Annotated in this window: 25 protein-coding genes, 1 tRNA gene and 1 pseudogene; 10 read left to right on the top strand and 17 right to left on the bottom strand. The window is 68.1% G+C overall.

Annotated features, from left to right (window positions below; all coding sequences use genetic code 11):
• Positions 1-38: 38 nt before the first annotated feature.
• The 3 genes from C6569_RS19565 to C6569_RS19555 form a co-directional block, all read right to left on the bottom strand.
• The gene (locus tag C6569_RS19565) at positions 39-413 is read right to left on the bottom strand and encodes a hypothetical protein (RefSeq protein WP_106750441.1); all 375 of its coding nucleotides are present in this window, start codon (positions 411-413) and stop codon (positions 39-41) included.
• Between the two features lie 139 nt (positions 414-552).
• Complete coding sequence (locus tag C6569_RS19560; RefSeq protein WP_106750440.1) at positions 553-1,887, bottom strand: ATP-binding protein; 1,335 nt, start codon at positions 1,885-1,887, stop codon at positions 553-555.
• Complete coding sequence (locus C6569_RS19555) at positions 1,884-2,594, bottom strand: response regulator (RefSeq protein ID WP_106750439.1); 711 nt, start codon at positions 2,592-2,594, stop codon at positions 1,884-1,886. The genes C6569_RS19560 and C6569_RS19555 overlap by 4 nt, the downstream gene beginning before the upstream one ends.
• Positions 2,595-2,776: 182 nt before the next feature.
• On the opposite strand from C6569_RS19555, the gene C6569_RS19550 reads away from it, so the two are divergent.
• Complete coding sequence (locus C6569_RS19550) at positions 2,777-3,085, top strand: hypothetical protein (RefSeq protein ID WP_146144849.1); 309 nt, start codon at positions 2,777-2,779, stop codon at positions 3,083-3,085.
• A gap of 64 nt (positions 3,086-3,149) precedes the next feature.
• Here C6569_RS19550 and C6569_RS19545 read toward each other — a convergent pair whose 3' ends face one another.
• Both C6569_RS19545 and C6569_RS19540 read right to left on the bottom strand, forming a co-directional pair.
• Positions 3,150-4,469, bottom strand: a complete 1,320-nt coding sequence (locus tag C6569_RS19545; protein ID WP_106750437.1) for an MFS transporter — start codon at positions 4,467-4,469, stop codon at positions 3,150-3,152.
• Positions 4,469-4,744 carry a metal-sensing transcriptional repressor gene (locus C6569_RS19540; RefSeq protein WP_106750436.1) on the bottom strand — a complete coding sequence of 92 codons (276 nt, stop codon included), beginning with the start codon at positions 4,742-4,744 and terminating at the stop codon, positions 4,469-4,471. The genes C6569_RS19545 and C6569_RS19540 overlap by 1 nt, the downstream gene beginning before the upstream one ends.
• 108 nt (positions 4,745-4,852) lie before the next feature.
• Between C6569_RS19540 and C6569_RS21810 the strand changes: the two genes are divergently transcribed.
• Both C6569_RS21810 and C6569_RS19535 read left to right on the top strand, forming a co-directional pair.
• On the top strand, positions 4,853-5,203 hold the full coding sequence (locus tag C6569_RS21810) for a hypothetical protein (protein ID WP_146144848.1): 351 nt from the start codon (positions 4,853-4,855) through the stop codon (positions 5,201-5,203).
• A 91-nt stretch (positions 5,204-5,294) separates the two neighbouring features.
• Positions 5,295-5,615 (top strand): annotated as a pseudogene (locus C6569_RS19535) (HupE/UreJ family protein); the annotation flags it as partial.
• On the opposite strand, the gene C6569_RS19530 reads toward C6569_RS19535, so the two are convergent.
• Positions 5,582-5,827, bottom strand: coding sequence for a helix-turn-helix domain-containing protein (locus tag C6569_RS19530; RefSeq protein WP_106750435.1), 246 nt, complete (start codon positions 5,825-5,827; stop codon positions 5,582-5,584). The pseudogene C6569_RS19535 and the gene C6569_RS19530 overlap by 34 nt on opposite strands.
• Positions 5,828-5,932: 105 nt before the next feature.
• Here C6569_RS19530 and C6569_RS19525 point away from each other — a divergent pair, with 105 nt between their 5' ends.
• On the top strand, positions 5,933-6,349 hold the full coding sequence (locus tag C6569_RS19525; protein ID WP_106750434.1) for a hypothetical protein: 417 nt from the start codon (positions 5,933-5,935) through the stop codon (positions 6,347-6,349).
• A gap of 3 nt (positions 6,350-6,352) precedes the next feature.
• Here C6569_RS19525 and C6569_RS19520 read toward each other — a convergent pair whose 3' ends face one another.
• The 3 genes from C6569_RS19520 to C6569_RS19510 form a co-directional block, all read right to left on the bottom strand.
• A complete protein-coding gene (locus C6569_RS19520) occupies positions 6,353-7,912 on the bottom strand; it encodes a DUF6538 domain-containing protein (protein WP_245898164.1) in 1,560 nt (519 codons plus the stop codon).
• Between the two features lie 83 nt (positions 7,913-7,995).
• Positions 7,996-8,085 (bottom strand) — tRNA-Ser (locus C6569_RS19515).
• Between the two features lie 80 nt (positions 8,086-8,165).
• Positions 8,166-8,849 carry a L,D-transpeptidase gene (locus tag C6569_RS19510; protein WP_245898163.1) on the bottom strand — a complete coding sequence of 228 codons (684 nt, stop codon included), beginning with the start codon at positions 8,847-8,849 and terminating at the stop codon, positions 8,166-8,168.
• A 246-nt stretch (positions 8,850-9,095) separates the two neighbouring features.
• On the opposite strand from C6569_RS19510, the gene mepA reads away from it, so the two are divergent.
• Positions 9,096-10,013: a penicillin-insensitive murein endopeptidase gene (mepA, locus tag C6569_RS19505; RefSeq protein WP_106750432.1), complete on the top strand. Its 918-nt coding sequence runs from the start codon at positions 9,096-9,098 to the stop codon at positions 10,011-10,013.
• Positions 10,014-10,046: 33 nt separating this feature from the next.
• On the opposite strand, the gene C6569_RS19500 is transcribed toward mepA, so the two are convergent.
• The 4 genes from C6569_RS19500 to ppdK all read right to left on the bottom strand — a co-directional run bounded on the left by C6569_RS19500 (position 10,047) and on the right by ppdK (position 16,631).
• Positions 10,047-11,288, bottom strand: a complete 1,242-nt coding sequence (locus tag C6569_RS19500; protein ID WP_106750431.1) for an MFS transporter — start codon at positions 11,286-11,288, stop codon at positions 10,047-10,049.
• Between the two features lie 139 nt (positions 11,289-11,427).
• Positions 11,428-12,879 carry a cell wall hydrolase gene (locus C6569_RS19495; RefSeq protein ID WP_106750430.1) on the bottom strand — a complete coding sequence of 484 codons (1,452 nt, stop codon included), beginning with the start codon at positions 12,877-12,879 and terminating at the stop codon, positions 11,428-11,430.
• Positions 12,880-13,026: 147 nt separating this feature from the next.
• Complete coding sequence (locus tag C6569_RS19490) at positions 13,027-13,956, bottom strand: ArgK/MeaB family GTPase (protein ID WP_106750429.1); 930 nt, start codon at positions 13,954-13,956, stop codon at positions 13,027-13,029.
• Complete coding sequence (gene ppdK, locus C6569_RS19485) at positions 13,953-16,631, bottom strand: pyruvate, phosphate dikinase (RefSeq protein WP_106750428.1); 2,679 nt, start codon at positions 16,629-16,631, stop codon at positions 13,953-13,955. Before ppdK ends, C6569_RS19490 begins: the two co-directional genes overlap by 4 nt.
• 206 nt (positions 16,632-16,837) lie before the next feature.
• On the opposite strand from ppdK, the gene C6569_RS19480 reads away from it, so the two are divergent.
• A complete protein-coding gene (locus C6569_RS19480; protein ID WP_181313821.1) occupies positions 16,838-17,422 on the top strand; it encodes a glycosyltransferase in 585 nt (194 codons plus the stop codon).
• A gap of 9 nt (positions 17,423-17,431) precedes the next feature.
• Here C6569_RS19480 and C6569_RS19475 read toward each other — a convergent pair whose 3' ends face one another.
• Positions 17,432-17,968, bottom strand: a complete 537-nt coding sequence (locus tag C6569_RS19475) for an SRPBCC family protein (protein ID WP_106750426.1) — start codon at positions 17,966-17,968, stop codon at positions 17,432-17,434.
• Positions 17,965-18,333 (bottom strand): ArsR/SmtB family transcription factor, encoded by a 369-nt coding sequence (locus tag C6569_RS19470; RefSeq protein WP_106751150.1) that lies wholly within the window; start codon positions 18,331-18,333, stop codon positions 17,965-17,967. The genes C6569_RS19475 and C6569_RS19470 overlap by 4 nt, the downstream gene beginning before the upstream one ends.
• Positions 18,334-18,486: 153 nt before the next feature.
• On the opposite strand from C6569_RS19470, the gene C6569_RS19465 reads away from it, so the two are divergent.
• From C6569_RS19465 to C6569_RS19450, 4 genes are all read left to right on the top strand, one after another.
• Positions 18,487-19,626, top strand: a complete 1,140-nt coding sequence (locus C6569_RS19465) for a DUF2336 domain-containing protein (RefSeq protein ID WP_181313820.1) — start codon at positions 18,487-18,489, stop codon at positions 19,624-19,626.
• 47 nt (positions 19,627-19,673) lie between these two features.
• A complete protein-coding gene (locus tag C6569_RS19460) occupies positions 19,674-20,048 on the top strand; it encodes a DUF423 domain-containing protein (protein ID WP_106750424.1) in 375 nt (124 codons plus the stop codon).
• 107 nt (positions 20,049-20,155) lie between these two features.
• A complete protein-coding gene (locus C6569_RS19455) occupies positions 20,156-21,385 on the top strand; it encodes an MFS transporter (protein WP_106751149.1) in 1,230 nt (409 codons plus the stop codon).
• Positions 21,386-21,450: 65 nt separating this feature from the next.
• Positions 21,451-22,053 (top strand): hypothetical protein, encoded by a 603-nt coding sequence (locus tag C6569_RS19450; RefSeq protein WP_106750423.1) that lies wholly within the window; start codon positions 21,451-21,453, stop codon positions 22,051-22,053.
• Between the two features lie 4 nt (positions 22,054-22,057).
• On the opposite strand, the gene C6569_RS19445 is transcribed toward C6569_RS19450, so the two are convergent.
• Together C6569_RS19445 and C6569_RS19440 are read right to left on the bottom strand one after the other, a co-directional pair.
• Positions 22,058-23,032: a type II secretion system F family protein gene (locus C6569_RS19445; protein WP_106750422.1), complete on the bottom strand. Its 975-nt coding sequence runs from the start codon at positions 23,030-23,032 to the stop codon at positions 22,058-22,060.
• Positions 23,033-23,048: 16 nt separating this feature from the next.
• Positions 23,049-24,029, bottom strand: a complete 981-nt coding sequence (locus tag C6569_RS19440; protein ID WP_106750421.1) for a type II secretion system F family protein — start codon at positions 24,027-24,029, stop codon at positions 23,049-23,051.
• Positions 24,030-24,032: the final 3 nt, after the last annotated feature.

Raw genomic sequence — 24,032 nt, 5'->3', positions numbered from 1 at the left:
GTACGGACGCATCCAGGCGTCCGTACCGGAAAGATGGGTCAGAGGACTGCGCGGACCGTGCCGCCGCCGGGAATCTGCAGCTGAACGGCACCCTTCGTGCCGGCAGGTACCGCCACCGGGGCCGTGCCGGTTAGGCGGGAGCCTTCCGCAGCGGTCAGCGGCACCCTGTGGGTAGTGCCGTTGACGACCACGGTCGCTGCGCCAGAGAAGCCAGTCGCGGGAATTGCACGCGAGTTGCCGTCGCTGACGAAGACGTTGATCGTCGTCGAACCATCGAAGACCACCTCGACGTGATGACGAGGACCGGCATCGACTTTCCAGCCGCCGTTGGGGCCGCGCTCAGGGGCGCTGGCCAGGGCTATGGCCGGAATCGAGGCGAAGAGGAGAACAGCGGCGGAGCGCCTGCTGAGCATGATCGAGACTCCTGGAGCTTGAGATCCGCAACACCCTCGCCAACCACGACGGCGAAGATGCACCCACAGATTGATTGTGCATCTGCGAAGGGCAGAATTATCCCTCGCAGAAAAGCCCTGTCGGTGCTTTGCGGTTGTGTTACGAAATATTGCGAGCGGGTCCCTGAATCGGCAGGACAATGATCGCCTCGATACCGCCGCCAGCGCGGTTTCGTATCTCCAAGCTGCCATTATGGGCCTGAACGATCTCGCTGGCGATTGTCAGGCCGAGCCCGAAGCCGCCGGTTTCACTATTTCTTGAAGTCTCCAGCCGCACGAAGGGCTCGAACAGCATCGGAATGCTCTCCTCGGGAACCCCCGGTCCTCGGTCGGCAATGACGATCGTTGCGGCATCCTGTCCTCCAGACAAGGAGACCTCGGCACTACCGGCATACTTGATTGCATTCTGCAGGAGATTGGATAGGGCGCGCTTCAACGCCAGCCGCCGTCCCTTGACGACAAGGCTCGGCGGCGACGACAGCAAGACTTCATGCCCCATGTCCATCGCCTCATCGACGATGGACCCGACGAGCGCAGCCAATTCGACAGATTGCACCCCTTCACCGGCGCGGCCACCCTTCAGGTAGCTGAGCGTCGCCTCGATCATTCGCTCCATCTCGTCGATGTCGTGTTCGAGGGCCGTGCGCAGTTCGTCGTCGCCGAGTTCTTCGAGCCGCAACCTAACGCGGCTGAGCGGGGTACGAAGATCGTGGGACACCGCCGCGAGCGCGTGCGTCCGCGCGCGCAGCTGGCCCTGGATTCGCTTCTGCATGTCATTGAAAGCCGTCGCCAGCGTACGGATCTCACGCGGCCCTTCCTCGGGCACGGTCTCCGCCGAAGAGGTGACGTGAAAGGCTCGTGCCGCCGCGGATACACGCTCGAGTGGCCGGGTGAGCCAGCGGATGAAGACGATCGAGATCATCAGGACCGCGAGCGCGACGAGCGTGGTCGTCAGGATGGTCACCCAGGAGCGTGGCGGGTGATAGTGCGGTGCCAGCACGCCGACATTGATCCAGGTGCGGTCCGGCAGCCGCAGGGCAACGATGGCGACATGCAGCGATGCCGTCGGCGAAGCCTCGAGACCGACGAGAATGTCGCCCGGGTCGGTCAACCGCAGCCGCTCGAGCAATTGTTGCTGCAGGCTTTGCCATTCGCTGCCCAACAGTGTGACGACGCGAGGCCGCACCCCCCAATGCGCCTCCACCGCACCGCTCGAAAGGTCGTGGGCGGTCTGGTCCCGCGCTTCATCGGGAAGGTGCGCGAGCGCCTGGTAGATGGAGACGATCCGGTCGGCGAGACGCTCCTGATTGGCGATCGCGGCCTCGCTGGACAAGGTGGATTCGTAGATCCACTGACTGGACAGTTGAACCGCGGCGATGCCGGCAAGGATGATGATGATGGCCCGGCCGACCAGCGAGTCGAGAATGGACGTCAAGCTCGGGTCACCTTGGGGGAAAAAAGGTAGCCCGCGCCGCGCACGGTCTTGATCATGTCCTCACTGCCGGGGCATGACATCAACTTGCTGCGCAGCCGGCTAACCTGGACATCGATAGACCGGTCATAGCCCGTAGAGACTCGGTTGCGCGCGGTATCCAGCAAATGCTCGCGCGTCAGAACGCGCTGTGGTGCCTCGCAGAACGACACCATCAAGTCGTACTCGCTCGACGACAGGTCGATGACCACACCGCGATTGTCGACGAGCTCGCGGCGGCGCGTGTCCAGCGTCCACCCGTCGAAGCAGAACATCCATTTGTCATGGTCACGGGCAGGTTCCGCCATGGTGCGCCTGAGCACGGCCCTGATGCGAGCCGCCAGTTCGCGGGAACTGCAGGGTTTCCCCAGATAGTCATCGGCGCCAAGTTCCAGCCCGACAATCCGGTCCGTTTCCTCCCCACGCGCGGTCAGAATGACGATGGGAATCGAGGACGCCGCACGCAATTCCCGGCAGAGATCGAGGCCACTGGTACCCGGCAGCATCAGGTCGAGCACGACGAGATCCACGTCGGTGTTCGCCAGCACCTCGCGCATTTCGCGCCCATCCCGGGCCCCCGTCACCTTGAATCCCGACTGGCGCAGGAATTTCGACGTCAGCTGACGGATCTCATGATCGTCATCGACGAGAAGAATATGAGGTTCGCTCATGCCTTGTCGGTCTCACGATGGTGGCACCCAGAACATAACGGGCTTCGAATGTCGCGACTTTGCACTGAGGTTTCAGTTTATTGCGGGCGCTGTGCGCGGAAGCACCGTCGGCAACAATTTGCAACGCGGAAGCGTCGATCCGTAATTCTCCGGACAAACCGCTGCAAAGTGGAGGTGCCAGCTTGGCCGGCGCAGATCAACGAGGTCTGCGCCAACAGGAGATAACGATGCAGCGCGTTCTTGTAACGCTTTCATTCCTGGCGCTTTCCGGCGCCGCCATGGCCAACGGCATCTACCCCACGACCCTGTCGCCCGAAGAGCGGGAACGGCACGAATTTCTCGATGTCCAGCGCGGCATCCGCTCCGGCGTCGCGCCGACCGTGCCGTCGGAGATGATCGGCGCCTCCCGTGAATTCGGAAGGCCGGTGAAGCCGTCGCCGTCCGAGGCCCGCAACATCGCTCCGAACGAGAGCGCTGGCGGCAATTTCTGACCGACCGGTCGCCGGAGGCCTCCCACGGGAGGCCTCATGCGGCCCCAGCGCCGCCATACCAGGCTCACGGGCTATGGCGCGCCGGCCAGCGCGGATGCAGATCGTCGATGACGAACGGGTGCGCATGCCGACCGCCGTCGTGACTTCCGGCGAGATGCGGATGATGTGAGGGCAGGTCGGCATGAACATGAGCGACCGTCTCAGTATCGTCGGCAGGCCATAGCGATCGCGCGAGCAGCACAGCAGCCGCCGCGCCGATTGCGAGAAGAGCTGCCGTCGCGGCCAACCCCAGCACCGCGCCGCCCCACCCCGCCAGTGGATAGGCGACGAGCCAGCAGGCATGCGACAGCGCGAACTGGGCGGCGAACAGCGCCGGCCGGTCCTCAGGATGTGCCGACCGGCGCAGCAGCCGTCCCGACGGCGTCTGAGCGGACGAATAGCCGATGCCGATCACGAACCACAGGGGCAGCATCAGGCCAAACGACGGCAGAGCGGAGGCCGCGAGCGTTCCGACGCCGAGAAGCGCTGCACCGGCCAGCATGGTGGTGCGATCCGACAGATGCTCCAGCATGCGCGGCAAAGCCAGCGCTGAGGCCATGGAGCCCGCGCCGAAGGCGGCCAACGCGAGGGCCGTGCTCTGTTGGCCAAGTCCGAAGGACGCCTGCACATAGACCACTGTATTGACGATGATCAGGGCGCCGGCCATGGCCACGGCGAGGTTGATCGCGAGCAGCCCGCGAAGGCGAGGAGTTGAGAGATAGATGCGAATCCCGCGCGTGGTGCGATCATAGATGCCGCGCGGCTGCACCGGCTTCGGGCTAGGCAGCACGACCGACAGCACCAGCGCCGCCGAGAGCAGGAAACCCACGACCGTCCCGGCGAAGAGATTGTGGAACGACAGGAAGGACAGCAGCGCCGCCGCGAGCGCCGGGCTCGCGACACTCTCCAGGTCGTAGGCCAGCCGCGAGAGGGACAGCGCACGCGTGTAGTCCTTCTCATCCGGCAGAATGTCGGGGATCGTCGCCTGGAGCGTCGGCGTGAAGGCCGCCGAGGCCGACTGCAGCATGAAGATCAGGACATAGACCTGCCAGATCTCCGTGACGAAGGGCAGCAGGACCGCGACGCCCGCCCGCACGAGATCGAGCGCCACCAGCATGGCCCGGCGCGGCACACGCTCGGTGAAGGCAGAGGCGATGGGCGCGACCGTGACATACGCGACCATTTTGATGGCCAGCGCCGTTCCCAGCACGGCGCCGGCATTGGGCCCGGCGAGGGAGAATGCCAGCAGGCCGAGGGCTACGGTGGCCAGCCCGGTGCCGACCAGAGCCACGACCTGGGCGAGGAACAGGTGGCGATAGGTCTGATTGCCAAGGACGCCGAGCATCACAGGTACTTCGTGATCTGCTTGAATTCGTCGATCGGCCGACGCTGTTCGGCACCGACATCCCCCACGGTCGCTTCGAGGCAGTGATCGAGGTGATCCTGGATCAACGTCTTCTTCGCCTGGCCGATGGCCTTCTCGACCGCATGGAGCTGCTGGACAATGTCGAGACAGGGCTGCTCCTGCTCGATCATCGCGATGACCTTGCGCAGATGCCCTTCGGCCCGCTTCAGGCGCTTGGCTATATCGGCGTGGTGCGCGTGGACGTGGCTGTTCATGGGCTTTACCTATCCTCGGGGGGAGGATATTGCAACATGGTGTGATTCGGTGGCGGGCGGCGTTGCGCCGCCATATTCCTGCCGATCTGCACCCTCAAAAGGGAAACGATGTCGACGCGCGCCCGACGCCTGATCTGCCTGCTTCTGGCCGTTCTGGTCGGCCTGTCCGGTCCCGCCTTCTGGAGGGGAGCCGGATCGAGCCATGCCGCCACAGCATCAACGATCTCCGCTCCGGGGGAAGGGCATGGCCATTCCCATTCGCACGATCATGACGGCGACAGCAGCCAGTCCATGCCGCACGGGCCGGATCACTCGCATGTCACTCTGGGGCTGGCGCAGCCATCCAACTACGTGATCGGGCCGGTGCGCGTCGCCATACGGCCATTGCGCCACGCAGCGCCGGCGCTGGACGTGGTCATGCCGTTCGAGCGGCCGCCGCGCACCCTTATGCCGCGCTGATCCGGCGCCGGCTGCGGCCGGCTGTTCTCATATCAACTGGAAATCTCCCATGCGAACCTTTCGCCAGGGGAACGCTGCGGCCGCACGCATCATGCTGCGAAGTCTCGGCTTGCCCCTTCTCATCCTCAGCCTCGCCGTCTCTTGGACGAGCGAGGTCCTCGCGCACGCCGTCGCCGAGGGCGACAAGGGCTACATCCAGGAGATGACGGGGGTGCACCTCGCGCCCTTCGTCTATCTCGGCGCCAAGCACATGGTGACGGGATACGACCACCTGCTGTTCCTGGCAGGCGTGATCTTCTTCCTCTACCGCCTCAGGGACATCGGCCTTTACGTGAGCCTGTTTGCCCTCAGGCATTCGACGACGATGCTGCTCGGCGTCTATTTCAACATCGGGATGAACGCGTTTCTCATCGCTCCCGGCTCCATGACCAGATCGATCAGCCTTACGGACAGCGTGGCGGCCAACTTGTCCAGCGTTTGGACGGTCGGATTTTCGACCGCGCGCTCCAGCCTGCCGATGTAGCTTCGGTCTAGGCCCGCATCGACGGCCAGCGCCTCTTGGCTCAGGCCGCGGGGAACGCGGAGCCTTCTCAAATTCCAAGCGACAATCGCTGCCCCATCCATTTCCGGATAGGGCGTCTTTGCAGACTACAAAAACACGCACTGTAAATCCCGGATTAGCAACTTCCTGCGCCCTCGTCCGAATCATGCGCAGGAACGGGGGAGCGCATGTCCGGCAACAACAACACGACTCTGACCATCATCGGCCTCGTGTCGGTGGCAACAATCTTCGGTGCATATGCCTACGAGAAGGGGCTCTTACCCAAGATCGGTGCTTGGTTCGGATCAGGGGTGATCGCTGGACAGATGCCGGTTTGCGAGAGCAGCACGGCCCGCAGCCTTCTCCGCGAGGCGATCGACAAGTCGCCCCGCGCAATCCAGTCCGGGCTGAAGGTCTCGGAGATTGGGACGATCAAGGACTACGCCGAGGACCCATCTCTGGCCGCAAGCACGACGGTGGAGATGCGCTTCTGCCAGGCCACCGTCTTCACCAACGCCGGGAGCGGCCAGGTGCATTTCGTGATGAAGTGGGTGGACCCCGACAAGTCGCGGCTCTGGCTGGAAACGACCGTCTGGACGTTCTGAGCCTTAACCAGCCGGCTCGTTCGTCTTGTCCTTCATGAAGTCCGGAATTTTCTCCAGCTCCCGTAGTAGCGTGCGCATCTCGTACTCACCATAGTGGGCTGAGACATTCTTCCGCCCGTGCCCGGTGATAGCGTCGAGATTGTCGAGGGCGAGGCCATAGCGTCGGCCCAGCGTCTTCAGGCGGTGTCGCCAGCTGTGGTTCGGTGAAAGACGCTCATCCTTGAGCCCGACGGTGGAACGCACCCAACGGCTCAAAATCTTGGTGGCGTTGCCGCCGCGACTGCCGAAGCGATCTGGCTCAAGATCGGCAAACAGCGGCCCTTCCTTGATTGTTGCGGCGAAGGTCAGGAAGCCCTCTGCAATAAGTGCAGGATGCAGTGGCAGGGCCCGCTCAGAGTTGGCGTTCTTCAACGATCCTGCCTCGGCCGCGAAGACCATGCAGGGAATGTCGTGAATAGTCCGGATGTCCTCGGCCCGAAGTTGGCAGAGCTCAGCCACTCGGGCTCCCGAATAGGCCGCGAGGAACGGCACCCACCGGCGCACCGGATCCTTCTCCTTGCGAGCAGCGGCTAACACCACCTTAGCTTCATCATCCGTGTATGAACGCTTCCGCTTGGCCTGAGCGACCTTCACGTTGATGGTGATCCGCTGAGCAACGTTCTCGGTGAGCCGTCGATTGTCCACGGCCCATTGAAGCAGAGCACGCACCGGCGCGAGCTTAGCGTCGCGGATCGTCTTGCTGCTCCTCTCCTTCGCGATCAAATCGTTCTTCCAGGCGACCAGATCGTCCGCGGTCAGTCGCCTCGCATCGTCGTGGCCAAGGAACATCTTTAGAGCGTTCAGAACCCTCTGATACGAGTAGACCGTCCTTTCGACTGGCTTGCGCTCCCGAGCCCAGCCATCGACCAGTTCGCTGAAGGGAAGTGGCTTACTGGCACCTGCCACGATTGTGCGGTTCGCGCCGGATTGACCGACCTTAGTCGGCCCCGGAGGCGCGTCGACACCACGAGCAACATCGCCCCAGCCCAGCTTCGGCAACATCGCCAATGATGCTCGCTGGAGGCCACGGGAAGCGGCTTTCGCGAGTCGAAGCCTACCGTCGTCATCGACCTGTAAGCCACGCTCAGCTGCGAATTCGTCGGCGCACTCGTAGGCGAACCTCCTCATTGATGAATCAGCGTAATCTTCCACTGGCGTCTTCGTGGGTGGGCGCGGTCGCTGGACCTGTGTCCAGAGGTTTTCGAATTCGGAGATGCGCCAGAACGTCTGTTGGCGATCGCGATGGTGCGAAACCCATCGATCGCAAATCTCCTGTTCGAGTTCCGCTATGAGCGCTTCCGTTAGTCCCGGCGCCGCGCCCTTGCGCATCACGGCCCACTCAGCCTCGATCTCGGCGAGCGCCGCGGCGTGAAGGCGCTTCGCTTCCGCTGGATTCTTGGTGCCAAGGGTTTTCTTAATCTCGGTTTTGCCGAGCGCCGCCCTAAGATCGTCGGGCACGCGCTTGCGGAGCCAGTACATGCCAGTGTCGGGATGCTTGAACGGACGAGACATCGAAAGTGCCATGTGGACCACGCGTATGTACTAGTTGCGCGGCACAAGCCCTTGAAAGTCAAGGAACTATTGAAATCACTGACGTTTTGGGATGGTGGCGGACAGGGCGGGATTCGAACCCGCGATACGGTTCCCCGTATACACACTTTCCAGGCGTGCGCCTTCAACCACTCGGCCACCTGTCCACGGAAGGCGCTGCATAAAGGCCCCGCCGGGCAAATGCAAGGCGCGCGGGCGGTGAATCGCCTCGCGCCTGCGGCGGAGCTCAGCGGCGCAGATACCACTCCAGGAAATGGCGGTTGTCGTTGCGGGGCGCGACGGGGGCCACGGCCTGCGGCGCTGCGGCGCGGGTGGCGAAGCGAATGCCGGATGAGCGCGGCGCGGCCTGAGCGCTGCGCGTGCCGGCGGGGACGGCGGCGACCTGACGGCCCGGCTGGGCGAGACGCATCTGGGCGGTGCGCGGGGCCGCCGCGGCGCTGCGCCCGGCGCGGCTCGCGACGAGGGCGGGCGGGGCCTGCCGCGGCGAGGTGCCCTCGATGACGATGCGGGTGGCGCCGCGCTGGCGGGCGACCATGTCGAAGAGGGTGCGGGCATTGCCGGGAGCGAGGCGGATGCAGCCGTGGCTGTCGACCCGACCGAGCCGGCCGACCATGTTGGTGCCGTGGATGGCGTAGCCGCCGCGGAAGAAGATGGAATGGGGCATGGGGGCCATGCCGTATTTGCGCGAGCGCCAGTTCCGCTCCAGGCGCTGCGGCCGGTAGGAGCCGTTGGGCGTGTTGTAGCCGGCGCGGCCGGTGGAGACCGCCCAGGTGTAGCGGTGCTCGCCGTCGACGACGACGCGCATGGTCTGGCTGGTCTTGTCGACCCGGACGACAATGGAGGCGGCGGCCTCGGCCGTCCACAGGAAGAGGCCGACGAGAAGAGCGGCCGCGCAATGGAATGCACGCATGGATGTCCCCTCCGACGCGATACGAACAGAGCTTCCCTCACGGGGCCGCAGCCAAGTGATTCCCAAAGCGGGGGCCGGTGTAAAGGGGTGAGAAGGCGTCAACCTTAAGACGACCATCACCGGGCGGCCGCACCTTCCTCTCGGAGAGGCCCGGCCGGACCTGCGACAAGGCATCGCCGCGGCGGACAGGAATGGTTAATGACATCCTGACTAGGGTGAGCGCAGACGATTCACGGGACCCCTGCCATGACCCGCCCCCTCCTCATCGCCGCGCTGCTCCTTGCCGCCGCGGCCGGCGCTTCGGCGCAGACGCCCGGCACGGTCACTCCGCGGCCCCTGCCGCCGCTCGCCAATCCGAACGATCCGAATCTGCCGGCCAAGGAGCTGTTCGGCCGCGCCACCACCGGCGCGCCCATGGAGGCGCGGTCCTTCGGCTTCTATTCGCGCGGCTGCGTCGCCGGAGCGGTCGCCCTGCCGGTCAACGGCGAGACCTGGCAGGTGATGCGCCTGTCGCGCAACCGCATGTGGGGCCACCCGGACATGATGGCCTTCCTTGAGCGCTTCGCGGGGAAGGTGCCGCAGGTGTCGCGCTGGCCGGGCATCCTCGTCGGCGACATCTCGCAGCCGCGCGGCGGGCCGATGCTCACCGGCCACGCCTCGCACCAGATCGGCCTCGACGCCGACATCTGGCTCACCCCCATGCCGCGCCGGCGTCTGACGACCGAAGAGCGGGAGATGACCTCGGCGGTGAACATGGTGCGCGCCGACCGGCGCGACATCGATCCGGCGACATGGACCGCCGACCATCTCCGGGTGATCAAGGCCGCGGCGCAGGACCCCGTGGTCGAGCGGGTGCTGGTGAACGCCGCGATCAAGAAGGCGCTGTGCCGCGAGGCGGGCGCCGACCGCTCCTGGCTGTCGCGCGTGCGCCCCGTGCCGGGCCACAACTACCACATGCACATCCGCATCCGCTGCCCGGCGGGCAGCCCGGGCTGCCGGCCGCAGGACCCGCCGCCGACGGCCGACGGCTGCGGCGCCGAGCTCGACTGGTGGTTCACCGATGCGGTTCTGAACCCGCGGCCGAACCCGAACTGGCGGCCGCCGCCGCCGATCACCATGGCGGGGCTTCCCGAGGCCTGCCGGCAGGTGCTCGTGGCGCGGTAGGGCCGGGCTGGCCGACGGTAGGGCCTCCTGGCCCTACTCGGCCGGCACCGCGACGGGCTGGGCCACCGGGCGCTCCTTGATCGGAATGTTGATCAGGCCGGAGCCGATGCAGAACAGGATCGAGAGATACCACATGACCTCGTAGGACCCGGTGCGCTCGTACATGACGCCGCCGAGCCAGGCGCCGAGGAAGCCGCCGACCTGGTGGGAGAAGAAGACGAAGCCGTAGAGCATGGCCATGTAGCGGGTGCCGAACATCAGGGCGACGAGGCCGGAGGTCGGCGGCACGGTGGAGAGCCAGAGAAGGCCCATCAGCGCGGCGAAGACGAGGGCCAGCGCCGTGCTCGGCGGGAAGACGAAGAGCAGGACCACCGCCGCGCCGCGCGAGAAATAGATCCAGACCAGCAGCCAGCGCTTCGACATGCGCGCGGACAGCCATCCGGCACTGAGCGACCCCACGATGTTGAACAGGCCGATCAGCGCCAGAGCGACGCCCGCCACCCAGGCCTCGATGTTCAGGTCCCGCAGATAGGTCGGGTAGTGGGTGGTGATGAAGGCGAGCTGGAAGCCGCAGGTGAAGAAGCCGATGACGAGATAGATGTAGCTCGGATGGGCGAAGGCCTGTTTCAGCGTGGCTGCGATGCTCATCTCCGCGCCCGTGCCCTGGCCGACCCCCGAGGAGGGGCGCGTCGCCAGCGCGAAGGACAGCGGGATGATGAGGACCGGCACGCAGGAGAAGACGAGCAGCGCCGCCTTCCAGCCGAGCATGTCGATGAGGAAGGGCGTCAGCGGCGCGAAGACGAACTGGCCGAAGGAGGAGGCGGCGGTGCCCATTCCCATGGCGGAGGCGCGCCGGCTCTCGGGGAGCAGCTTGGCGAAACAGGCGAGCACGAGGTTGAACGAGACGCCGGCGAGGCCGAGGCCGACCAGCGTGCCGGAGAGGACGTGCATGGCGAGCGGCGGCAGCGGCAGCACCATGCAGGCGAGGCCCAGCCCGTACATGAGCGCGCCGGCCCAGAAGACCTTGAGCGTGCCGAAGCGGTCGGCGATGGCGCCAGCGAAGGGCTGGCCGACGCCCCACATCAGGTTCTGGATGGCGATGGTCAGCGAGAGGATGTCGCGGGTCCAGCCGTTCTCGGTGGAGACCGGCATGAGGAACATGCCGACCACCGAGCGCGGGCCGAAGGAGAGCAGCCCGATCAGGCAGCCGCAGAGGATGATGACGAAGGGGGTACGCCAGCCGTCCTGACGGGTGGATGAGGTCGTTGCGGTCATCGGGGGAGCTCCGGCCCTGCATCGTGCAGCTACACGTCCGGCACTCTAGTTCCGAAGCGGCACCTCCGGAAGCCAAAAGCCGTGATGGCTCCCATACCATTTCCCGATGCCGAGGGCTGGCAGCTGCCGAGGCAGCCGATCAGCTTTCATTGCCGCGCGGAGCGGCGAGCTGAACCTGCGGGCCAGACCCCCAGTTGCGCGGCCGGTAGAACACATGGATGCCGATCTGCTGCAGCCGGTTCATCGAGCGCGCCCACCAGGGCCGGACATAGGTCGCGTGGTAGTGGGTGGCGTGGCCGACTTCCGGCAGCCAGAGCCGCCCGGCCATCATCTCCTTGGCGATGGTGATGGCGCGGGTCCAGGGTCCGGCTTCGGTGGGCACCAGGCTGCGACGACCCTCGCAGGCGAAGGTGAACTGGCAGGCGAGGTAGCGGTGGGCGTTCTGGTAGACGACGCCGCAGACGTCCCGCGGATAGAAGCCGGAGACGGAGCGGTTCAGCACCACCTGGGCGACGGCCATCTGGCCGCGCTCGGGCTCGGAACGGGCCTCCCAGTAGATGGCTTCCGCCAGGCAGCGCTCGGCGCGTGCATGGGCGGGGCCGGACAGGCCGAGGGCGACGGCGGGATGGACGGCGGCGCCGATGCGCGGCGGCGACCGGTCCGCGGACGGCGTCTCAAGGCTCGGCGCGGCGGGCCGCGCGGTGAGGCGGGCGAGCAGGCTGTCGGGGCGGTCGCCGCGGGTGTCGGTGGCGAAGGGGCCGAGAACGGGGTCGAAGCCCGGCACCGGGTCGTGGGTGGCGGTGACGCGGAAGGGGGCGCTCTCCAGCGGCATGGACGGGGCGCCGAAGCCGGCACCGGCGCGGGCGATGGGCCCCTCGCCGCCGACGGCGATGCCGGCCCTGTCCTCGTCGAGGGTGGCGGCGAAGCGCCGACCCTCGGTGATCTCCTCGCCGGCTGCTTCCAGCGGCGGCGGAGCGAGGCCGAGGCGGGCGGCGGGCGGGGCGTCGTCGAGGGTGGCGGAGGGCGAGACCGCGGCGAGCTGCAGGCCGCCGATGGCGAGCGGCGAGTGTTCGGTGTCAGACCCCTCGTCAGGGGCGGCTGGGGTGAAGCGCGAGACCTCCGAGAGGTCGGCGGGGGGCAGGAGGATGGAGGGGTCGTTGTGCAGCGAGCCGATGCTGAGCCTCAGCTTCGGCCGCTCGAGCAGCAGGTCGCCCTTCGCCTCGCGGTTCGGCACGGGATAGATGACGGCGCGGTCCATGCCGGCGCCGAGGGCGGGACCCGGGCGCGGGCCGGCGCGCCTGAGGTCGGCGGCGGGGGCCATGGAGAGGCTGGCGAGGACGAGGCGCGGCGCCTCGGGCTCGGGGGCGACGGGGCGGCTGAAGACGAAGCCGGCGACCGTCGTGGAGGGCCTGACGAGGCTCGCCACGTGGCGGCGCCAGGTCTGGTCGACACCGGCGCGGCGCGCCATGTGGCTGACGAGATCCTGATAGGCGACGGGCTGGGAGGAGAGGAGGAGAAAGGACGCCGCCGCTCCGGGAACGAGCAGGGCCGCCTTGAGGCCGGGCGACGAAGGCCGACGCAACGCACGCATAGGCACGCACTCCACGCAAACGCAACTGACGCCACAGGACCGATGCGAACGCGCACCGCCACGAACACGCCGCGACCGCACAGTGCGGTCATCGACCGCTAACCTTATCGCCCGGGTAACGTTGAGAGCGGGTTAATGGCGCGCCGGTCAGGCGAGGCGGGCCTGGAGCCGGGCCGCGAGCAGGGTCTCGCGCAGGAAGGGGCCGCCGGCGGGCGGCGCCGCCACAGCCCCGGCGAGCGCGAGGCCGGCGGTGCCGAAACGGGTGCGCAGCGCCTCCTCCACCCACTGATCCTGCTGCGCGGCGCGGCGCGCGGCGAGGCGCCCGCCGGCGAGCCAGGCGCGGTGGGCGGCGAGGGCCGCGGCGAGCCTGTCGAGGCCCTCGCCGCTTGAGGAGGAGACCAGCACGACGGGCGCCTGCCAGGCGCCGGCGTCGCGGGCCACCAGCGTCAGCGCGCCCTCGACGTCCGCCTTGGCGCGCTGGGCCGGGGCGCCCATGTCGGCCTTGGTGACGACGATGACGTCCGGCAGTTCCATGACGCCGGCCTTCATGAACTGCAGGCTGTCGCCGGAGCCCGGCTGGATGCAGAGCACCACCGTGTCGGCGACCATGGCGACGTCCGCCTCCGACTGTCCGATGCCGACGCTCTCCACCAGCACCCGGTCGAAGACGGCGCGCATGATCACCATGGCGGCGACCGTCTGGTCGGAGAGGCCGCCGAGCCGGTCACGGGCCGCCATGGAACGGACGAAGACGCCGCGGTCGGAAGGATCGGTGGCGATGCGGGCGCGGTCGCCGAGCAGCGCGCCACCGGTGCGCCGCGAGGATGGATCGACGGCGATGACGCCGACGGTCTCGCCGGCCTTGCGCCAGCCGGAGACGAGGGCGTTGGTGAGGGTCGATTTGCCGACGCCGGGCGGGCCGGTGAGGCCGAGGGTGGCGCCGCGCGCCTCGCGGCAGGCCTCGTCGAGGAAGCCGGCCAGGGCCTCGCTGCCGGCATGGGTCTCGATCGCGGCGAGGGCCGCGGCAAGCGCCCGCTTGCCGCCGCTGCGAACCTCCGCGATCGAGGGCAGGCTCACGCCTGCCCCGCCGCCGCCTTGCCGAGCGCGGCCTGTGCCGCCGCGAGGCGGGCGATGGGCACGCGGAAGGGCGAGCAGGAGACGTAGTCGAGGCCGACCATCTCGCAGAAGTGGATGGAGGCTGGATCGCCGCCGTGCTCGCCGCAGATGCCGAGCTTGATGTCGGGGCGCGTCTTGCGGCCGCGTTCGGCGGCGATCTGCACGAGTTCGCCGACGCCCTCCTGGTCGAGGGAGACGAAGGGATCGACCTCGATGATGCCCTTGGCGAGATAGGGGTTGAGGAAGCTCGCGGCGTCGTCGCGGGAGATGCCGAAGGTCGTCTGGGTGAGGTCGTTGGTGCCGAATGAGAAGAACTCGGCGCTCTCGGCGATCTTGCCGGCCTGAAGGGCGGCGCGCGGCAGCTCGATCATGGTGCCGACGATGTAGTCGAGGCTGGCGCCCGTCTCCTTGATGACCGCCTCGGCCATGGCGACGATGCGCGCCTTGACGAGGTCGAGTTCGGCCTTGGTGGCGACGAGCGGCACCATGACCTCCGGAACCACCGGCCTGCCGCTCTTGCGGCCGGCCTCGACGGCGGCCTCGAAGATGGCGCGGGCCTGCATCTCGGCGATCTCGGGATAGGCCACCGCCAGGCGGCAGCCGCGGAAGCCGAGCATCGGGTTGAACTCGTGCAGCTCCTCGGCGCGCGCCTTCAGCTTCTTCGGGTCGGCGCCCATGGCGGCGGCGACCTCGGCGATCTCGGCCTCGGTGTGGGGCAGGAACTCGTGCAGGGGCGGGTCGAGCAGGCGGATGGTAACCGGCAGGCCGGCCATGATCTCGAAGAGCTCGACGAAATCGGAGCGCTGCATGGGCAGGAGCTTGGCGAGCGCCGCGCGGCGGCCCTTCTCGTCGTCGGCGAGGATCATCTCGCGCATGGCGACGATGCGCTCCTCGTCGAAGAACATGTGCTCGGTGCGGCAGAGGCCGATGCCCTCGGCGCCGAATTCCACAGCGACGCGGGCGTCGGCTGGGGTCTCGGCATTGGTGCGCACCTTCAGGCGACGCACCTGGTCGGCCCAGCCCATGAGGGTGGCGAACTCGCCCGAGAGCTCGGGCTGGAGCATCGCCACCTCGCCGAGCAGCACCTGGCCGGTGGAGCCGTCGATGGTGATGACGTCGCCCTTCTTCAACACCTTGCCGGCGATGGACATGGTCTGGGCCGCGTAGTCGACGCGCAGCGAGCCGGCGCCGGAGACGCAGGGCTTGCCCATGCCGCGGGCGACCACCGCGGCGTGGCTGGTCATGCCGCCGCGGGTGGTGAGAATGCCTTCGGCGGCGTGCATGCCGTGGATGTCCTCCGGGCTCGTCTCGACGCGCACCAGAATGACCTTGTGGCCGCCGGCCTTCATCGCCTCGGCCTCGTCGGAGTTGAAGACGATCTCGCCCTGGGCGGCGCCGGGGGAGGCGGGCAGGCCGGTAGCGAGGACGCGGCGCTCGGCCTTGGGGTCGATGGTCGGGTGGAGAAGCTGGTCGAGGGAGCCGGGCTCGACGCGCGAGACGGCCTCCTCCCGCGTCAGCACGCCCTCGTTGGCCAGTTCCACGGCGATGCGCAGGCTCGCCCGCGCCGTGCGCTTGCCGTTGCGCGTCTGCAGCATCCAGAGCTTGCCGCGCTCGACGGTGAACTCGAGGTCCTGCATGTCGCGGTAGTGCTTCTCGAGCGTCGCGGCCACGGCGATGAACTGCCCGTAGACCTCGGGCAGCGCCGTCTCCATGGAGGGCTTGTCGGAGCCGGCGGCGATGCGGGCCACCTCGGTGATGTTCTGCGGCGTGCGGATGCCGGCGACCACGTCCTCGCCCTGGGCGTTGATGAGGAATTCGCCGTAGAGCTCCTTGGCGCCGGTGGAGGGGTTGCGGGTGAAGGCGACGCCGGTGGCCGAGGTCTCGCCCATATTGCCGAAGACCATGGCCTGGACGTTGACCGCCGTGCCCCAGCTCTCGGGGATGGCGTGGAGGCGGCGATAGGTGATGGCGCGCTGGTTCATCCAGGAGGAGAAGACGGCGCCGACCGCGCCCCAGAGCTGCTCGCGCGGGTCCTGCGGGAAGGGCGCTCCGGTCTCCTCCTCGACGCGGCGCTTGTACTCGCCGACGAGGTGCTTCCAGTCTTCGGCGGAGAGGTCGGTGTCGAGGGTGAGGCCCTTGCGCTCCTTGTAGACCTCCAGGATGTCCTCGAAATTGTGGTGGTCCACGTCGAGCACGACGTTGGAATACATCTGGATGAAGCGGCGGTAGCTGTCATAGGCGAAGCGCTCGTCGCCCGAGCCCTTGCCGAGGGCGGCGACGGTGACGTCGTTGAGGCCGAGATTGAGGATCGTGTCCATCATGCCGGGCATGGAGGCGCGGGCGCCGGAGCGGACCGAGACGAGGAGCGGATTCTCGGCGTCGCCGAAGATCTTGCCCGTGAGGGCGCCGATCTGGGCGAGGCCGGCCTCGACCTGGTCCTTCAGCTCGGCCGGATAGGACCTGCCGTTGGCGTAGTACCAGGTGCAAACCTCGGTGGTGATGGTGAAGCCGGGCGGCACGGGCAGGCCCATGTTGGACATTTCCGCCAGATTGGCGCCCTTGCCGCCGAGCAGGTCGCGCATGCTCGACTGCCCCTCGGCCTTGCCGTCGCCAAAGGTGAAGACCCATTGCGTCATGGTCGGATTCCCGGACTTGTCATGCGCTGCACCGACGCCGGACGGGGCCGATTGCTGCGGCGCGTTTCTTTAGGCGCTTTCGCCCCGCCATTTCAACCGCGCGGCGTCCGGCCTGCCCGCGGCGACGATGATGACGCGACGATGAAGGCTGGATGAATGCGGTGCGGCACGATTATACTGCGACGCAAGAGGATTGTTCCCCGCCCGTGATCAGCGTCATCATTCCCACGCTCAACGACGAACGCCGGCTGGTGCCGACGCTGGCCTCGCTCGTCTCGGGCGCGGCAGACGGGATTGTCATCGAGGCGGTGATCGCCGACGGCGGGTCCGACGACGGCACGGAGGCGGTGGCGGACGTCGCCGGCTGTCGCTTCCTGCGCGGCCCCGCCGACATCGGCGACCGGCTCGCGGCGGCGGCCGGCGGCGCGAAGGCGCCGTGGCTGATGTTCATCCGCCCCGGGGTCGTGCTGGACGAGGGCTGGATCCGCGACGTCCACGGCTTCCTCGACCAGGTGACGCGGCGCCAGGAGGCACACCGTCGGGCGGCGGCCTTCACCCTCGGCGTGGACGATTACGGCTTCGCGGCGAAGGCCAAGCTGGCGCGGGCGCGCTGGAAGTTCCTGCTCGGCGGCGGGGCGGACCCGCGCCAGGGCCTGCTGCTGTCGCGAGACCACTATCGCGCCGTCGGTGGCCACAGGCCGGGCCCCGACAGCGAGAGCGCCCTCGCCCGCCGACTGGGACGCCGGCGGACGCTGACGCTGCGCAGCCGGGCGACGCAGGTCGCCCGGTAGCGGCGGGGTTCATGCGGGAAGGCGCTCGGCATATTCGCCCTTGAGGCGCTGCCATCCGGACCAGAAGGTCTCGCGCGGCTCTCCGGTCAACAGGCTGACCATAACGTCGAGATGCATGTGCCAGCCGGCCGAGACGTTGAGCATGGAATTGCGGTCGACGAGGCGCCGGTGGGTGACGGTGAGCAGCACCTGGTCGCCCTGGGGCGACAGGTCGAAGGCGACCGAGCCGCCCTCCGTGCCCCAGGTGATGACGAGGCGGCGCGGCGGATCGATCTCCAGGACGCGGCCCGCCATGCGATGCTCTTCCGGCAAGCCCTCGGGACGCCGGCCCGGTGGGTCGTCGAGTTCGCCGTTGCGCCAGACGAATTCGAAGGCCGCCCCCGCCTGCGGTTCCAACATCCCGGCGGCCAGCCATTTGCGCCGGAGTTCGCCGTCGACGAGGTAGGACCAGATGCGCTCCGCCGGGCCCGGCAGGAGCCGGCGGATGGTGAGGGTCGCGGGCTCGGTGAGCACTCCATAGGAACTGCGGGTCGCGAGGTCCGTCATGTCTTGTCTCCTGTCGGGGGCTTTGACCTGTTGCTGGCGTCGTCCTCCCGCAGGAGGCGCTCCAGGACGTCGAGGCGGCCGGTCCAGAACCGCTCGTAGAAGCTCAGCCATTCATGGGCGCCGGCGAGAGGGCCGGGGGCGAGGCGGCACCAGTGGGTGCGGCCGCGCACCTCGCGGGCGACGAGGCCCGCCTCCTCCAGCGCCCTGACGTGTTTGGAGGCCGCCGCCAGCGACATGGCGAAGGGCGCGGCCAGCCGGCCGACCGTGGTCTCGCCCTCCGCCAGGGTGCGGAGCATGCTGCGGCGCGTGGCGTCGCCGAGGGCGCGGAAGACGGCGTCGAGGGTATGGGCCTGATGTTCAACCATGAGGTTGAATATCGACCGGCGCGATGCGATTGTCAACCATCTGGTTTAATATTTCCGCCGGGAAACAGAATTGGTATCCGGGCACTTAACATTTACGCCGCGTTATCGAAGTGCAGGCATGCTCGTAGCCCTCACGCCGGAACGCGAGCCCCCATGCTTCCATCGCTCGAAAATCCCGTCGAACAGGTCCTCGCCGCGGTGGAGCAATTGCCGCCGGCGGCGCAGCAGGCCCTGGTGACGGGCATTCTCGGCCAGTTCGGCCCGGACAGGCCGCGCCCCTCGCCCAAGGCGCAGGAGCGGCTCGACCGGATCGTCGCCCACCTGCTGCCGCCCATGCCGATCGACCGGCGCGTCCATTTCGCCCGGGCCTTCGGCGCCCTCGACCTCGACCTGCCGCGCACCTTCGCCGCCATCGACAAGGACGAGGAACTGGTGGCGGAGATCTCGCTCGGCCATGCCACGCCCGAGCCGTCGACCATCCTCAACCTCGGCAAGCAGCGCCGCTACGTCGACACCCGCATCATGGCGGACCGCGAGGACCTGAGCGGGGAAGCCGCCGAGGCCCTGGCCGAGGTGGGCGACGCGCGCACGGTGCGCACCCTCGCCGACAACCGCTTCGTGACGCTGTCGCCGAAGGCCATGTCGCGCATGGTGACGCGCGCCTCGCACGACCCGCAGCTCCAGCAGCAATTGTGCAACCGGCCGGAACTGGGACCCGAGGAGGCGCTGCGGCTCGCCCTGGTCGTGCCCGACAATCTCAAGGCCTGCCTGTTCGAACGGCTCGACCGCGACGCGGTGCAGGAGGCCCAGAAGCTCGCATCCGAGGCGGTGCTCGCCAAGGTGCGGCGCATCCGCCTGCTCAAGGACGTGACCGAAAGCGCCGCCGACGTGCGCCGCGACCTCCGGGACGGCACCAAGTCGCTGGCCGAGGCGCTGACGCTGCTGGCGGCCACCGACCAGGTCATCCCCGCCCTGGAGATCCTCGGCACGGCGCTCGGCATCGAGCGGGAGGCGCTGATCACCGCGCTGGCGCGCGGGCGCGTCGAGCCGTTCGAGGCCATGGCCCGCGCCGTGGCCCTCGACGAGAACGTCTTCGTCTCCCTCGTCGGCTCCTTCTGCCGCCGCTGGCGCCGGGCGGCGCCCGATCCGCGCGGGCTGCTGCGCCGCTACCGCATGCTGACCGACAAGGAGATCGACGCGGAACTGGCTCTGCTGCGCGGTGCAGGGGTCAAGCGCGTCGCCGGACGCCGGCCGCCGACCGAGCCGGTCTCCGTGCCCGTGGCGATCGGCTGAGCGGCAGCCATTGACGGCGGCGGCCGAGGCTGCCACAGCCGCTCGTCATGACAGCCACACGCCTCCTTCTCCTCGCCGCCGGCCTGATGGGCGCTACGGGCGTCGCCTTCGCGGCGATGGCCAGCCATGCCTATGCGGGAACCAGCCTCTCCGTCGCCGCGACCATGCTGTCGCTGCATGCGCCCGCCGTGATCGCGGTCGCGATCGGAAGGAAGGCGGGACTTCTCGCCGACCTGCCGGCGCGCATCGCCGCCTGGGGCCTCGTCGTCGGTACGGCCCTGTTCAGCGGCGACCTCGCCCTGCGCAGCTTCGCCGGCATTCCGGTCTTCCCGATGGCGGCTCCCACCGGCGGCATGGTGATGATCGCCGCCTGGATCGGCGTCGCTCTGGCGGGCGCCGCCGGCGGCCGGCGCGAGGGCTGAGGCACCGGCGGCGCTGCACAGAAGCTGCGCGTCGCTGCCGCTGTTTTGTGCAGATCGGCGGTGCTAGCCTCACGCTCCCTTCGGCAGGCAGGCCTCCCGTGCAGCAGATGTCCCCCGACCGTTACCATTCCCCCGCGTCCGACATCGACGGCCGCGCCGCCTGGCTCCGCCTCGCGGTGGCGCTGGCGCTGGGCACCATCGGCGGCGTCGGCATGTGGTCCGTCGTGGTGGTGATGCCGGCGGTGCAGGCCGATTTCGGCATCGGCCGGGGCGAGGCCGCCCTGCCCTACACGCTCGCCATGCTGGGCTTCGCCGGCGGCGGCGTGCTGATGGGCCGGCTGTCGGACCGTTTCGGCATCATGGCGCCGGTGATCGGCGGCAGCCTGTTGCTCGGGATCGGCTATGCCCTGGCGGCGGCCGCGCCCTCGATCCTCGTCTTCGCCCTGGCGCACGGCCTGCTCATCGGCCTCGGATCGGCGGCGGTGTTCGGCCCCCTCCTCGCCCATGTCTCCTTCTGGTTCGACCGGCGGCGCGGCATCGCGGTGGCCATCGCCGCCTCGGGCAACTACCTCGCCGGAGCGATCTGGCCTCAGATCGTCAGGTTCAGCCTCGACAGCCTCGGCTGGCGGGCGACGCATCTCGTCATCGCCGGCGCCGTGGTGGTGCTGATGGTGCCGCTCGCCCTGCTGCTGCGCCGCCGGCCGCCGGTGGCCGAGGTCGGGGGCACCACCCTCGCCCGCTCCGCCAGCCCGGCCGCTCTCGGCCTCTCGCCGAACATGCTGACGGTGCTGCTCGCCATCGCCGGCATCGCCTGCTGCGTCGCCATGTCCATGCCGCAGGTCCACATCGTCGCCTATTGCGCCGACCTCGGCTACGGCGTGGCGCGGGGTTCGGAAATGCTGTCGCTGATGCTGGCCTTCGGCATCATCAGCCGCGTCGCCTCGGGCTTCGTCGCCGACCGCATCGGCGGGCTCGCCACCCTGCTGCTCGGCTCGACCCTGCAGGGCCTCGCCCTCGTCCTCTTCCTCACGTCGGACGCGCTGACGCCGCTCTACGTCTTCTCCATCCTGTTCGGCCTGTTCCAGGGCGGCATCGTGCCGAGCTACGCGATCATCGTGCGGGAATATTTCGCGCCCGGCGAGGCCGGCACGCGCGTCGGCATCGCGCTGATGGCGACGCTGCTTGGCATGGCCTTCGGCGGATGGATCTCCGGCGTCATCTACGACATCACCCGCTCCTACCAGGCCGCCTTCGTCAACGGAATCCTGTGGAACCTCGTGAACCTCGCCATCGTTGGGTGGCTGCTGATGAGGCGAGAGCGGCTGGCGAAGGCCTGATCGCTCTCGACGCCGGCAAGCCGCGGCCGCATCCTGCGCGCACGGCCGGTCCGAGGGGGATCTCAATGAGCGACAAGACCCGCATCGCGCTCGACGTCCGCGACGTCGAGCAGCTGTTCTCCACCTTCGATCCCTCGCCGTTCCACGACTTCAGCCTCAACACCACCGCCGCCCAGTACATCGCCTCCCAGGCCTGGTACGCGCCGCCCCGGAACCGCTTCGTCATCGCGCTCAGCATCCGCGGCAAGCCGGCCACGGCACGGGACGCGGCCAAGCTCCAGGACGTGGTGCGGGTCCACTTCACGCGCCTGGCCGCCAGCGAGCACCAGAACCTGCGCCAGATGATCCGCACCGGCGTGATCTCGCTCGGCATCGGCCTGTGCGTGCTCGCCTTCTGCACCGCCCTGTCACGCGTCGTCGACAACTCGTCCCTGCCCGACGGCTGGCGCGAGGGGGTGCGCGACGGCATCTCGGTCTTCGGCTGGGTGGCGAACTGGCGCCCGGCGCAGATCCTGTTCTACGACTGGTGGCCGGTGCGCGGGACGCGCGATCTCTACCGCCGGCTGCAGGAGGCCACCGTCGAGCCGGGTACGCCGGGCCCGCACACGGCCGAGGCGGACGAAGTGGCGCCCATCGACACGATGCCGATCGCCGCCGACAGGATCTGACGGCTCACTGGGCGCCGGTGAGGCGGATCGCCGCCGGCCCCATGATGACGACGAAGAGGCAGGGCAGGAAGAAGACGATCATCGGCACGGTGAGCTTCGGCGGCAGGGACGCCGCCTTCTTTTCCGCTTCCGACATGCGCATGTCGCGGTTTTCCTGGGCCATGACGCGCAGGGTGTTGGCGAGCGGGGTGCCGTAACGCTCGGCCTGGATGAGCGCCATGGTGACCGCCCTGACTCCGTCCAGATCGGTGCGCTTGGCGAGGTTCTCATACGCCATGCGGCGGTCCTGGAGATAGCTCAGCTCGGCGGTCGTCAGGGTCAGTTCCTCGGCGAGCGCGATCGACTGCGTGCCGACCTCGAGGCTGACCCGCTTGAAGGCCATCTCGATGGACATGCCGCTCTCCACGCAGATGAGCAGCAGATCGAGGGAATCGGGAAAGGCGCGGCGGATCGACGTCTTGCGGTGTTCGATCTTGTTCTTCAGATACAGCATCGGCAGTTGCAGGCCGATATAGGCGGCGAAGAGCGACAGCAGCACCCGCACGATGGCCGGCTGGCCGAGATCGTTGATGGCGAAGAGATAGACCAGCGCCGCCAGCACTGTGACGATCGGCACGATGAGGCGGAACAGGAGGAAGACCACGTAGGGGGCCTGGCCGCGATAGCCGGCCTGGACGAGCTTGTCCCGCGCTTCCTCCTGCGCCAGGTGCTTGCCGAGTTGCAGCCCGTCGACGATGTACTTCACCCAGGCCTTGGGCGTGCGGCGCACGGCGATGCGCTCGCCGCTGGCCAGCCGCGCCCTCTCCCGCTCGCGGATCCGGTTGCGCTCCACCGAGACGGCCTTCATGCGGCGGCCGAGATTGTCGCCGGCCAGGAGCGGCATGGCGAAGGTGAGGACCGTGGCGCAGACCGCGATGGCGATCAGCAGCTGGATCACGAAATCCCGGTCGTGCATCTTCTCGATGACGAGCTTCAGCATGGTGTCCGTCGCTCCATCAGAAGTCGAAATTGATCATCTTGCGCATGACCATCACGCCGGTGAACATCCAGAACAGGCAGACGGCCAGCAGCAACCGCCCCATGTCCGTGGTCCACAGCAGCGAAATGTATTGCGGGGTCGACAGGTAGACGAAGAACATCACCGCCGGCGGAAGGCAGGCGATGATGGCGGCCGATGACTTGGCCTCCTGGGAGAGCGCAACGATCTTCGACTTCATCTTCTTGCGGTCGCGCAGCACCTTGGAGAGGTTGCCGAGGGTTTCGGAGAGGTTGCCGCCGGCCTTCTGCTGGATCGAGACAACGATGCAGAAGAAGTTGGCCTCCGGCACCGGCATGCGGTCGTAGAGCTTCATCACCGCCTCGTGCAGCGGAATGCCGAGGGCGGTCTGCTCGATGATGTGCCGGAACTCGCTGCGCACCGGCTCCTGCGATTCCGTGGCGACGATGCGGATGCAGTCTCCCAGCGGCAGGCCTGCCTTCACGCCGCGCACGATGACGTCCACCGCATTGGCGAGCTCGTTCAGGAAGGCCAGCATGCGGCGCTTCTTCAGGTGGTTGAGGATCCATTGCGGCAGGCCGAGGCCGAAGACGATGGCGGCGGCGAGGACGGCCAGCGGCGGCATGCCCATGACGAGGGTCACCAGCGCCCCGCCGAGGGCGAGCACGCCGGAGATGATGTAGAACTGCTTCGCCGTCCAGGACAGGCCGGCCTGGGCGATGCGGACCTGCAGCGGCGGCTTGGACGACTTCTGCTGCTTGCGCTCGATCTCCTTCAGCGTGTCCTCGACGCTGAGGCGCTTGGCGGAGGTGTCCTCGGCCTTGGCGCGCGTCGGACGGGCGGCGACCTGGGCCACCGCCTCGCGGCGCTGGTCGGCCTTCACCTCGCCCGAGAGCAGGGGATAGATCAGCGCATAGGCCAGCCCGCCGGCACAGAGAACGGCGAGGCCGATGATGGCGAGTGTGTCGATCTCAGGCATGGG

The sequence above is a fragment of the Phreatobacter cathodiphilus genome, from assembly GCF_003008515.1.
GTDB classification, from domain to species: Bacteria; Pseudomonadota; Alphaproteobacteria; order Rhizobiales; family Phreatobacteraceae; genus Phreatobacter; species Phreatobacter cathodiphilus.
Note: the sequence above shows the minus strand (reverse complement) of the source record. Positions and strands in the feature narration are given on the sequence as shown.